At 41.0% G+C, this 12,556-nt stretch carries 10 protein-coding genes; 8 read left to right on the top strand and 2 right to left on the bottom strand.

The features are described from left to right. Window positions 1-26: 26 nt before the first annotated feature. On the bottom strand, window positions 27-935 hold the full coding sequence (rdgC, locus tag SJY38_RS10990; protein WP_004586854.1) for a recombination-associated protein RdgC: 909 nt from the start codon (window positions 933-935) through the stop codon (window positions 27-29). Window positions 936-1,018: 83 nt separating this feature from the next. Continuing rightward, window positions 1,019-2,776 carry a HAMP domain-containing sensor histidine kinase gene (locus SJY38_RS10985; protein ID WP_029773775.1) on the bottom strand — a complete coding sequence of 586 codons (1,758 nt, stop codon included), beginning with the start codon at window positions 2,774-2,776 and terminating at the stop codon, window positions 1,019-1,021. Between the two features lie 371 nt (window positions 2,777-3,147). On the opposite strand from SJY38_RS10985, the gene SJY38_RS10980 reads away from it, so the two are divergent. From SJY38_RS10980 to SJY38_RS10945, 8 genes are all read left to right on the top strand, one after another. Beyond that, window positions 3,148-3,516: a response regulator gene (locus SJY38_RS10980; protein WP_024031682.1), complete on the top strand. Its 369-nt coding sequence runs from the start codon at window positions 3,148-3,150 to the stop codon at window positions 3,514-3,516. Window positions 3,517-3,745: 229 nt separating this feature from the next. After that, window positions 3,746-6,163: a bifunctional aspartate kinase/homoserine dehydrogenase I gene (gene thrA / locus SJY38_RS10975; RefSeq protein WP_286740562.1), complete on the top strand. Its 2,418-nt coding sequence runs from the start codon at window positions 3,746-3,748 to the stop codon at window positions 6,161-6,163. Between the two features lie 9 nt (window positions 6,164-6,172). Then, entirely contained in the window at window positions 6,173-7,108 is a 936-nt protein-coding gene (gene thrB / locus SJY38_RS10970; RefSeq protein ID WP_286740560.1) for a homoserine kinase, read from the top strand. An 11-nt stretch (window positions 7,109-7,119) separates the two neighbouring features. Beyond that, the gene (gene thrC, locus SJY38_RS10965) at window positions 7,120-8,403 is read left to right on the top strand and encodes a threonine synthase (protein ID WP_377109745.1); all 1,284 of its coding nucleotides are present in this window, start codon (window positions 7,120-7,122) and stop codon (window positions 8,401-8,403) included. 270 nt (window positions 8,404-8,673) lie between these two features. After that, window positions 8,674-9,930: a serine hydroxymethyltransferase gene (gene glyA, locus SJY38_RS10960; RefSeq protein WP_024031685.1), complete on the top strand. Its 1,257-nt coding sequence runs from the start codon at window positions 8,674-8,676 to the stop codon at window positions 9,928-9,930. A gap of 365 nt (window positions 9,931-10,295) precedes the next feature. After that, window positions 10,296-10,745, top strand: a complete 450-nt coding sequence (gene nrdR / locus SJY38_RS10955) for a transcriptional regulator NrdR (RefSeq protein ID WP_004586861.1) — start codon at window positions 10,296-10,298, stop codon at window positions 10,743-10,745. Between the two features lie 2 nt (window positions 10,746-10,747). Beyond that, the gene (ribD, locus tag SJY38_RS10950; protein ID WP_286740553.1) at window positions 10,748-11,881 is read left to right on the top strand and encodes a bifunctional diaminohydroxyphosphoribosylaminopyrimidine deaminase/5-amino-6-(5-phosphoribosylamino)uracil reductase RibD; all 1,134 of its coding nucleotides are present in this window, start codon (window positions 10,748-10,750) and stop codon (window positions 11,879-11,881) included. Between the two features lie 16 nt (window positions 11,882-11,897). Then, complete coding sequence (locus SJY38_RS10945) at window positions 11,898-12,551, top strand: riboflavin synthase (RefSeq protein ID WP_004586863.1); 654 nt, start codon at window positions 11,898-11,900, stop codon at window positions 12,549-12,551. Window positions 12,552-12,556 lie beyond the last annotated feature (5 nt).

Raw genomic sequence — 12,556 nt, 5'->3', positions numbered from 1 at the left:
TTAATAGCGCTTATAATTTTAGCGTTTTATAAATCTTCTGCATCACCTAAACCGGCCGTCAGCTCTTCAAGCAGTAGCTTGATTTCTTCTGAGGCTAAAATAAAGTCAGCATCTAATTTAACCGCCATATCTTCTTTAGGAATATCGGCGTTTTCTTCTTTTAAAGTTTCTGAGTAGCTTAAACGCTTGATAGAGCCATCGTTTTGCAGCATAAACTTCAGGCGTTCTTGCCAATCAAGTGCAAGTTTGGTCACGCGTTTACCATTTTCTAGGTGCGATTTAACTTCATCACACGATAAATCATGACCTTTTAGTTTAACCTGTGCGCCACTGTCGTCGGCTTCTTCTAGCTCAGCATCAAAACCTATAGCAAAGTTTTCAGGGGTGCTGAAGTTAGTTAACCAATCAGTTAAAAATACATCTAGGTCGTAGTTTGCAAAAGCAGGTACTACTGGTAATGTGCCCAGAGACTTACGCAGCAATGCAAGTAGCTCTTCTGCTTTATTAAAACTGCCGCTGTTTACTACAACCCAGCCGTTTTCTTGGTCAATAAAAGCAAACTGTAGGCTCGATTTTTTAAACGCTTGAGGTAATAAGGTAGTTAAAATGTTTTCTTTTAACTCGTCTTTTTCTTTCTTTTTAACAGGGCGGTTTTCTTCCGCTTCTATTTGATCTACTTTTTCGGCAACCATTTCATTAACAACAGATGCAGGCAGCACTTTTTCTTCACGTTTGGCACACACTAAAATGCTTTTTTGTGAAAAATGCGCCAGCGAGTCACCATGCTTACCAAATGCTTTTGTCCAACCAAATGTAGAAAGGTCTTGAGAGCCACAAGGGCGAAATACATCTTGTTCTAACGCTTTTTCAAACTCTTCTTGAGTGTACGAAACATCTTGCTTAAAGCGATAACAAATCAGGTTACTAAACCACATAAGGTAACTTTTCCATCTTTTAAATTTGCTCAATCATAGCAATAAAATGGGGTTCTCGAAATGGCTGATTTTAAGCAAAGCCGTTATTGATTAAATAATGGCTTTGGCATGTTTTTAGGAAATTCAATATGGTAATGAAGCCCTTTGCCAGGCTCACTGCTTGCCTCTATTGAGCCGCTAAGTGTTTGCTTAACTAAGTTAAAGGTTATGTGTGTGCCTAACCCACTGCCGCCTTGGTCGCGTTTTGTCGTAAAAAATGGGTCAAACAATTTGGCTAATTGCTCTTTTGTTACGCCATTGCCGTTATCGGTGTAGTCAATAATAAGGAGTGTGTCATCGGCGCTAATATTTATATCAATATTGCCCTGCGCAATATTATCAAAACCATGAATAATTGAGTTCATAATTAAGTTGGTAAAAATTTGGCTAATTGCCCCTGCAGGCAGGTTAAGAACTAAATCATCCGGACACTGTAAATTTATGGTGTGCTTAGTTTTTTTAAGTTTAGGGTGGAGCGATAAAATTACTTCGTTTAAATAATCTTTAAAGTTAATTGTTCTTACAGCTTCACTGGCTTGGTCTACCGCTATTTGTTTAAAGCTGGCAATAAGCTCAGAGGCTCTATCAAGGTTGGTTGTAAGCAAGCTTGTGCTTTGCTTGGCTTCGTTTATAAACTCTTCTAATGCTTTGGGCGATAACTTTTTTTCTTTGTAGGCATTTTCTAACGTGTTTAAACGCTCTTGTAAAAACGATATAGCAGTTACACCAATCCCAATAGGTGTATTTATGTCGTGTGTAATACCGGCGACTAATCCGCCTAGTGCAGCCATTTTTTCGGTGCCTACTAAGCGCTCTTGAGCAAGGCTTAGCTCGTCAAGGTAGCGTTCAAGCTCTTTTTGTTTAGTTAATAATTCTTCTTCGGTATGTCTGCGTAAATCAACTTCTTCGGTTAGTACCAGCTTTTGTTTTTCTAGTTCGTACTTTTGCTGTTGTAAATCCATCATAGCTTGGCTTAAGTTTGACGTTTTACGGGCAACATCTTGCTCAAGCTGTATATTGTGCTGGTCGAGCTTTTCGTTACTAACAATCAACTCACGTTGGGTATGCTCAAGCTCTTTTCTGTATTGAACTACTTTATCTATTAAGTTATTAAAAGACTGCTCCATAACGTTTAGCTCGTTATGCTCTTCGGTCTCAATGTCTATGTGTTGACCTTCTAAGTCATCAAGCTCTAAGTTTTCTATTTGATCGGTTAACTCGTTTAAAGGGTCGGTGAGCAGCTTTCTAAATGCCATTAAAAACAGAATGATCAAAAAGGTGGTTTTGATCATGGCGTTACCAATTAAAAAGTAAATAGATACCATTATTCGGCTAAATACCACATCGCGGCTAGAGAACAAGGTCACATCACCTACTTGAGTAGCGCGTCCCGAAAATTCAAAAATTAGGGGGAAGGTATAACCAAAGAGACCCGATTTGGTGTCCTCTATAATGACTTCCTCTTGTACGAGTTGTTGGTTATAAAGTTTGTGTATATCCAAAGAGCGCCCCAGCTGCGAAATAATTTCACCGCTGTCGTCGCGCACTATAATGCCCTCCACCATAGGTATAGCAAGTAAGCCTTCTGCGGTTGTAATTGTTTGCTTTGTGTTTAGTTCCCAAATTGCGCGTGTTAAGCTTCGGCTAAAGGTTTTTTGCAGCGTACTTAGCTCATCACGAATGTAGTCTTTAGTATTTACAAATTCTGCAAGCACCTGTCCACATGTCACCACAAAGGTAAGCAAAAAATACACTGATAAAACATTAGTTAACAATTTCTTAGAAAGGCTTTTTTGTAACATATGGGATTTACTCATCCGGTGTAATTATATCTAAGTTGCAATTTCTAACTTAAAAGTTAGTCAATAAAACCTTAAAAATAAATAAAAAATTTATATTTTAAAGAGATAGCCCTGCTATTGAGTCGTTTTGTTTTAATAATAGTGCACTAAACTGATTTAAATTAATTTTAATGGCTACTGAGATTTCAAAAACGATGATTTTTAATAGGCAACTAGAGCAATTATCAATAATATTTAACGTTTTATTGTAAGGTTACAGTACTACATTATGCGAACAAGCAAAGTGTTAGAGTTTTAGGAACGTGTTAGAATAGCAAAAACCAACGGACGGCTCGTTTTTATAATTTTAAAAGGTTATTTTAGTAGTTAACATGATGAAATTTTCTATATTAGTGTGTGATGACTCCACTGTTGCACGCAAACAAGTTGTGCGTTGTTTAAATGAGTGCGTGAGTGCCGACATTCAACAAGCCGCAAACGGGGCCGATGCGCTGGCGCTTTTACGCTTGCAGCAATTTGATCTTTTGTGTTTAGACTTAACCATGCCAGAAGTTGACGGCGTACAAGTGCTGGAGCGCATTAAAGCAGAAAAAATAGAGTGTTTTGTACTGGTGATCTCCGCTGATATACAACAACAAATGAAGCAAAAAGTCGCGCAGCTTGGTGCTATCGACTTTATAAATAAACCTATTAATAAATCGGCTTTAAGTGAAGTTTTGCATAAATTTGGCATTCATTAGGTTTTTTCATGTTTAAAAAGGCTGTTTTATCTTTTAATTTGGGGTTGACAGCATAGCCTTTGTTAAGGCAGTCTTAGCTCTATGAAAACAATTAATCGCGCACTGACCATTATTATTACAACCACCATTCTTACTGGATAGTGGCATAGGTCGGTGCAACAAATTTAAAGGCCTGTGTTCACTAAGAACACAGGCCTTTTTTCGTTTTATGGGATGAGGAACATAAATAATGCGCGTTTTAAAATTTGGAGGCTCTTCGCTTGCCGACTTTGCCTGTTTGCAACAAGTAGCTTTGCTGGTAAAAGCACAGTTAAAAGATGAAATGTTACTGGTACTTTCTGCACCCGGTGGTATGACTGATTCATTAGTTGCGCTGGCAAGTGCCGCTGAGCAAGGTCAAGATTTTTCTCAGCAATGGCAAGCTTTACTAAGCCGATGCGAGACATTAAAAGCAGAAGTAGAAAAAAGCAGTGGCGAAGTAACAAACTGGCCAGATTTTAATGAGCTTAAAAATAAGCTAGATGGTGTGGCGCTTATTAAGTGCTGCCCAGATCAAATTCGTGCTTTTGTAATTAGTTTTGGTGAGCGTGTTAGCGTATCGCTAATGCAAAGTTTATTAAGCTCGCACAATGCACAATACCTTGAAGCAACGCGTTGTGTTGCCTCTACTGGTGGCTACATTGATGCTGAGGCCGACTTAGTAACGAGTAAAGCACGCTTTCAAGCAGTACTTAAAGAAAACCCAGCCACCATTTACATTATGCCAGGCTTTACAGCAAGCAACGAGCAAGGCGAACTTACTACACTTGGTCGTAATGGCTCTGATTACTCTGCAGCTATTGCAGCGGCATGTTTAGATGCTGAAATTTGCCAAATTTGGACTGACGTTGATGGTGTGTACAGTGCTGATCCGCGCTACATCAAAAAAGCGACTAAAGTTGATTTCTTATCTTATAAAGAAGCGATGGAGCTTTCTTACTTTGGCGCTAAAGTACTTCATCCTAAAACCATTTTACCGTGCGCGAAAGCGGGCGTACCGTGCGAAATTAAAAATACCCATAACCCAGATGCTCAAGGGTCATTAATTGGTAACGACTATTCATCGGATGAGCCAGTAAAAGCGCTTTCTAGCTTACAAGACTTAGCAATGCTTACCGTGTCAGGCCCAGGCATGAAAGGTAAAGTGGGCATGGCCTCTAAGGTATTTAATGCCCTTGCGCACGATAACGTATCGATAGTATTAATTACTCAATCATCGTGTGAATTTAGCATTAGCTTTTGTGTGCACGAAAGCGATTTAGCGCTCGCGCTAGAAGCCTTACAAAGTGCATTTGAACTTGAATTACAAGCAGGCTTAATTGAGCCGGTACAAGTACAACGTAATCTTGCCATTGTTACTTTAGTGGGCGATAACATGCGCGCACACAAAGGTTTAGCAGCACAGTTTTTTGCTTCTCTTGCACAGGCCCAAGTAAACATTGTAGCCATTGCGCAGGATTCTACAGAAAGTGCTATTTCGGCGGTTATTGATGGCGAGCTGTGTAACGATGCAGTGAAAATATGCCATGAAAACTTTTTTACCCACGTCCCTTCAATTGACGTATTTTTACTTGGCTGTGGCTTAGTAGGCCAAGAGCTTATTTCTCAGTTAGAGCGCCAGCAAGCGTGGCTTGAAAAACGTAATATTAAGTTAAACCTATATGGCGTTGCTAATTCTCGTCAATTGCATTTAGACAGCGAAGGTATTGCATTTGATGACTGGCAGCAAAAGCTTGCAGCATCAGAGCAAGCGTTTGATTTAAATTTAGTTGAGCAGTTTGTAAAACAAAATCACTTAGTAAACCCTGTGCTTGTAGATTGTACGTCTTCTGATGCGCTAGCTGCTCAGTATGTGGATTTTTTAAATGCGGGCTTCCATGTGGTTGCCGCTAATAAAAAAGCAACAACCAGCTCGTACGATTATTACCAAGACTTAATTGCAGCAACACAAAAAAATAACCGCAAGTTTTTATACGAAACAAACGTAGGTGCAGGCTTACCGGTAATCGATAACCTACAGTCGTTATTTGGTGCAGGTGATGAGTTACTTGAGTTTAGCGGTATTTTATCAGGCTCACTGTCGTACATGTTTGGTGCACTAGAAGATGGTTTATCACTTTCTGAGGCAACCATTAAAGCAAAAGAAAGCGGTTTTACAGAGCCAGACCCACGCGATGATTTATCGGGTACCGATGTAGCACGTAAATTACTTATTATTGCACGCGAAGCCGGCATGAAATTAGAGCTTAGCGATATAGAAGTAGAGTCGGTATTGCCACAAGGTTTTGCACAAGGCGACAGCGTAGATGAATTTATGGCTAAACTGCCAAGTTTAGACGTTGAGTTTAACGACCGTATTCAAAGTGCGGCAGCAGAGGGCAAGGTACTGCGTTATGTAGGTACAATTAAAGAAGGCCACTGTAAAGTAGGTATTGAAGCGGTCGATTCATCGCATGCATTAAATGTTATTCGTGATGGTGAAAACGCGTTAGCTATTTTAAGCCAATATTATCAACCACGCCCGTTTGTAATTCGTGGCTACGGTGCAGGCTCTGCGGTAACAGCTGCAGGCGTATTTGCCGACGTATTAAAAACGTTATCGCGCTAGGAGAGCATTATGATAGAAGTATATGCTCCGGCGTCTATAGGTAATTTTGCAGTGGGCTTTGATGCACTTGGCGCAGCGCTTGCGCCTATTGATGGCAGCTTATTAGGTGATGTAGCCGCAGTAAGCGCCGCAGCAAGTGATGAGTTTGTTTGCTCTGGCGAATATGCGCATAAGTTACCAAGCGATGCGAGCGAAAACCTAGCATATCAATGTTTAGTACATTTTAGAGCGCACGTTGCGCCAGATATGCCAAGTGTAAAATTAGAGCTTAAAAAGAATTTACCAATTGGCTCAGGGCTAGGTTCGAGTGCGTGCTCGGTGGTAGCAACCTTTGCTGCGCTTGATAAGTTTGCTCAAACCAATTTAAGCCAAGTTGAGCTGATTGAATTAATGGCTGATTTTGAAGCGATAGTCAGTGGCGGACGTCATTATGACAACATCACCCCGTGTTATTTAGGGGGCTTACAGCTTACAGGCGATTTAATTCCTGATAAGTCAATTGCTCTACCAGTTGATGAAAACTGGTACTACGTAGCGGCGTTTCCTGGGTTTTCGCTTAATACCGCAAAGGCGCGCTCGGTATTACCTAAAGAGCTAAGCATGCATGCAGGGGTTGAGTTTGCACAGCGTTTATCGGCATTTAGCAGTTTGTTATTAACGCAGCGTTTTGATGATGCATTGAGCATTATGCAAGATGATATAGCAGAGCCTTACCGAGCACCGTTAATAACAGGGTTTAGCGAAGCGAAAGCAAATTTGCCAGCGCTTGGTGCAGAAATTGTCAGTATTTCAGGTGCAGGCCCTACGTTATTTACAGTGTGTAAAACATTAGAAGCTGCTGAAAAATGTGCGCAGTGGTTAGCGCAAAACTATATAAATGAGCAGGGCTTTTGCCACATTTGTAAATTAGATAACGACGGCACGCGTCAATTAACAGTTTTATAGGATAGGCATTTATGCAATTACATAATTTAAAAGAAAATTCTCAAAAAGTGTCGTTTGTTGAAGCGGTAAAAACAGGGCTTGGGCGTAATCAGGGGGTATTTTTCCCTGAAAGCTTAGCGCCACTCGCCGATGTAAATGCGTTATTAGATATGGATTTTGTTACCCGCAGTAGCAAAATTTTATCGCACCTTATTGGTGATGAATTACCCGCTGATACCGTTGCTCAAATGGTTAAAAATGCATTTAACTTCCCCGTAAAATTGGTAGAGGTTGAAGACAATAACTATTGTTTAGAGCTTTTTCATGGCCCTACGCTTGCGTTTAAAGACTTTGGCGGGCGCTTTATGGCTGAGTGTTTAGCACAGTTTAATCAAGGCGAAAAAGTCACGATTTTAACGGCAACCTCTGGCGATACTGGCGCTGCTGTAGCGCATGCGTTTTACAACAAGCCAAACATAGATGTGGTTATTCTATACCCTAAAGGCAAAATTTCGCTTGCTCAGCAAAAGCTATTTACTACGCTTGGTAACAACATTTATTGTTACGCGGTTGATGGCAGTTTTGATGATTGCCAAGAGCTGGTTAAAAAGTCGTTTTTAGATGACGAAGTTAAATCTACACTTGGCCTTAATTCAGCTAACTCAATCAACATTAGCCGCTTAGTGGCACAAGTATGTTATTACTTTGAAGCCATTGCTCAGCTACCAAAAGAAAAGCGTGCTACAGCGCATATTTCGGTCCCTAGTGGTAACTTTGGTAATGTATGTGCCGCCATGATTGGTGCTGTAATCGGTTTGCCGGTGGGTAAACTAAGCGCGACTACAAATCAAAACGACACCGTGCCACGTTACATGCTTGATAAAAATTGGGCGCCAAATGCCACACTTGAGTCGCTTTCAAATGCGATGGATGTGAGCAAGCCAAATAACTGGCCACGTGTGCAAACAATGTTAGATAATAACTGGTTTAGCTACGATAATTTTTACTCAACCAGCGTGAGCGAAGAAAATACGCAAGCAGTGATGAAAAATATTCAACAAACTGGTTATGTTGCAGAGCCGCATACCGCCATTGCATACCAAGGTCTTGTAGAGAATAAAGCACCCGGCGCAGCAGGTATCTTTTTAGCAACTGCTCACCCTGCTAAGTTTAAAGAAAGCGTAGAAGAGATCCTAAATATTGAACTTGATATGCCAAAACCACTTAGCGACGCACTTGCTAAACCTTGTTTAGCAAGCGAAATTAACCCTGATTATGAAGCGTTACGCACTGAAATACTCGCTAAGTTAGGCTAACTAACTTAGCGTTAAAAAAGCGGCTTTGGCCGCTTTTTTTGTATTTTTAACGCGCTAAATAAAGTATTTATCATTAACTAATTAAATGTAAAAAATAAAAGCCATTTAAATTATTAATGCATTTATAAAAAAATATCATCTTAAAAACGCTGTGAAATAGATTCAATCCCTGTTTAAATATCCTCAACTTAAGAGCGTAGGCAAAGAGTCGTTTAAAGCGTACAATAAAGCCTCTAAAAAACACCATACACGTTGCCCTAGGAGACCCCAATGTTAGAACGTAGCATGAATATTTCGGATTTTGATCCAGAGTTATTTGACGCGATAAACAAAGAAACTGCTCGCCAAGAAGAGCACATTGAATTAATCGCATCAGAAAACTACTGTAGCCCACGCGTACTAGAAGCACAGGGTTCACAGCTTACAAACAAATACGCAGAAGGTTACCCGGGCAAACGTTACTATGGCGGTTGTGAGCACGTAGACGTTGTTGAACAACTTGCAATTGATCGTGCTAACGAGCTATTTGGTTCTGACTATGCAAACGTTCAGCCACATGCGGGTTCTCAAGCAAATGCAGCTGTTTTCTTAGCATTATTAGAAGCGGGCGACACTGTACTTGGTATGAGCTTAGCTCATGGTGGTCACTTAACGCACGGTTCACACGTAAGCTTCTCAGGTAAGCTATACAATGCAATCCAGTACGGGCTAGACGAAGCAACTGGCGAAATTGACTACGCACAGGTAGAAGCGCTAGCACTTGAGCACAAACCAAAAATGATTATTGGTGGTTTTTCTGCGTACTCAGGTATTGTTGATTGGGCTAAATTCCGTGAGATTGCTGATAAAGTAGGTGCTTACTTATTTGTTGATATGGCTCACGTTGCTGGTTTAATTGCGGCGGGTGTTTACCCAAGCCCAGTACCTCACGCGCATGTTGTAACAACAACAACACACAAAACATTAGCAGGCCCTCGTGGTGGTTTAATTATTTCTGCTTGTGGCGACGAAGCAATTTACAAAAAGCTTAACAGCGCTGTGTTCCCAGGTGGCCAGGGTGGTCCTTTATGTCACATTATTGCTGCAAAAGCAGTGGCATTTAAAGAAGCTCTACAACCAGAATTTAAAACATACCAAGCACAAGTAGTTAAAAATGCTCAAGCTATGGTTGCTGTTATGCAAGAGCGCGGTTACAAAATCGTATCTGATAAAACAGAAAACCACTTATTCTTACTTGATTTAATCGATAAAGATATCACAGGTAAAGATGCAGACGCAGCGCTTGGTAATGCAAATATTACTGTGAACAAAAACTCTGTACCAAACGATCCTCGCTCACCGTTTGTTACTTCTGGTTTACGTATTGGTTCACCTGCAATTACGCGTCGTGGCTTTAAAGAAGCTGAATCGAAAGAACTTGCTGGCTGGATTTGTGACGTATTAGACAACATCAACGATGAGTCAGTACAAGCGCAAGTTAAAGAAAAAGTTAAAGCAATTTGTGCAAAACTACCTGTATACGCTTAATTGCATAAGCAGCAGTAATTTAGATCACAACAAGGGGCCTGTTTACCTTTCGAGGTTTAATTTGCAGTAGTATGTTTGGTTTTTAGGCAAGGCAGAGTCTATGTAGTGTGGTTACTCCACACAAATAGGCGATAACGCAGCATAAATGCCAAACATGCACTGCCCTCGGGTTCGTCCTAGGGGCGATTTACTCTTTGTTGCTCGGTTTTTACTTAGCCCACTAGGTTACAAACCTCGCGCCGCGATCAAATCACCCCTAGATAGAACAAATTTAATCCTGAAAGGCCAACAGGCCCTATTTTTTTGCTAAGATAAAAGGCCGCTAAATAGCGGCCTTTTTTGTTTTAAAACGGAAGTACCGAGTTATGCATTGCCCATTTTGTACCGCAAAAGATACTAAAGTTATTGATTCTCGCCTAGTCGGCGGAGGCCACCAAGTTCGCCGTCGTCGTGAATGTAACGAGTGTCACGAGCGATTTACTACCTTTGAAGGCGCCGAGTTAGTCATGCCACGTGTAATTAAACAAGATGGCAGTCGAGAGCCCTTTAATGAAGATAAACTACTCAATGGCCTTAATCGTGCCCTAGAAAAACGCCCTGTTAGTACAGAGCAAGTGGATGAAGTGGTTAATATTATTAAATCGCAGTTGCGTGCTACCGGCGAGCGAGAAATATCAAGTCACCTAGTGGGTGAGTGCATAATGGAGGCGCTTAAAAAACTGGATAAAGTAGCCTATGTGCGGTTTGCCTCTGTGTATCGCTCGTTTGAAGATATACGCGAATTTGGTGAAGAAATTGCCCGTTTAGGGGAGTAATAATGCAAAACCAAACAACCTTTACTGCGCAAGATGAAATGTACATGGCACGTGCCATCGAGCTTGCAAAAAAAGGGCGATTTACAACCACCCCCAATCCTAATGTCGGGTGTGTTTTAGTTAAAGATAACCACATAATTGGTGAAGGGTTTCATCAATTAGCTGGGCAGGGGCATGCTGAGGTTAATGCTCTTGCTGTAGCAGGTGAAAACGCAAAAGGCGCGACTGCGTATGTTACGCTTGAACCGTGTAGCCATTACGGACGCACTCCGCCGTGTGCAGAGGGTTTAAAAGCCGCAGGTGTAGTAAAAGTTATTGCGGCTATGGTCGACACCAACCCACAAGTCGCAGGTAAAGGGCTTAAAATACTCAGCGATGCAGGTATAGAGGTTGCATTTGGGCTTCTAGAGCAGCAAGCGCGCGCACTTAATTTAGGTTTTTTTAAGCGTATGGAGCAGGGACTTCCGTATGTTACGTGTAAAATGGCGGCCAGCATTGATGGTAAAACCGCGCTTAAAAATGGCCAAAGTAAGTGGATCACCGGCAGCGCTGCGCGACAAGATGTACAATTACACCGAGCACAAAGCTGCGCTATTTTAACGGGCGCCGATACGGTTATTACCGATGATGCTAAGCTCAATGTGAGGTTAAGCGAGTTGCCACAGGCTTTGCCTACCGATTTACCCCTACGCCAACCGGTGCGTGTTATAATTGACTCACAAAATAGGCTTACACCAGAGCTGGCAGTATTTAATATTGAAAGTGAAATAATAATTTTTACTACCAAGGTTGATAAATCAACGCAGTGGCCGCATTTTGTAAGGCATATAGAAGTGCCACAGCAAAATAACAAAGTTAATTTAACGTCTGTTTTAGCGCACCTTGCTAAGCTGCAATTTAATCATGTTTATTTAGAAGCGGGTGCTACACTTGCCGGTAAAATGACAGAGCTTAATTTAATAGACGAATATATATTTTATTTAGCACCTAAACTAATGGGGGGCGATGCAAAAAGCTTAGTTAATTTTGCACCGCTGACAGATATGCAAAACACCGTTAATTTGACGTTTAAAGAGTGTGTGAAAATAGGCGATGATTTACGTATAACCGCTACAAAACACATTCCAATCACTTAATTAAAAGAGTAGGGCTATGTTTACTGGAATAATTGAAGCCACAGGCAAAATTGCACTATTACAAAAAAAACAAGGCGATTTAGCCATTCGCATTCAAAGCGCTAATCTTGATATGAGCGATGTAAAGCTTGGCGATAGCATTGCCACTAATGGCGTATGTTTAACGGTAGTTGATAAGCACATTGATGGCTTTAGTGCCGACTTATCAAACGAAACTATCAGCTTAACTGGGTTTGCAAATTATAATATTGGCCAAACAGTTAACCTTGAAAAAGCCATGCAGCCGGTTTCACGTTTAGGCGGGCATTTAGTGTCAGGTCATGTTGATGGCATTGCAACCATTACAGCTATTACTAGTAATGCGCGCGCCACAGAATATTGGCTAAGCACCGATGAAAATTTAATGAAGTACATTCCTTACAAAGGGTCTGTATGTATAGATGGTATAAGCCTGACAGTAAACGCTGTACAAGGTAATAAATTTAAATTAACCATAGTGCCGCACACAAGCGAGCAAACCACCATTGCTGATTTTAAAGTGGGCACACGCGTTAATTTAGAAGTCGACCAAATTGCACGTTATTTAGAGCGCCTTATTAAAGGGGCTGAGCAGCCGACAGGCTCAGATATTTCAATGAGCTTACTAGCTAAAGCTGGTTTTGTTAAATAACGACA

This window comes from Pseudoalteromonas sp. R86517 (genome assembly GCF_042466295.1).
GTDB classification, from domain to species: Bacteria; Pseudomonadota; Gammaproteobacteria; order Enterobacterales; family Alteromonadaceae; genus Pseudoalteromonas; species Pseudoalteromonas atlantica.
The sequence above is the reverse complement of the archived record's forward strand: the minus strand, read 5'-3'. Positions and strand labels throughout refer to the sequence as shown.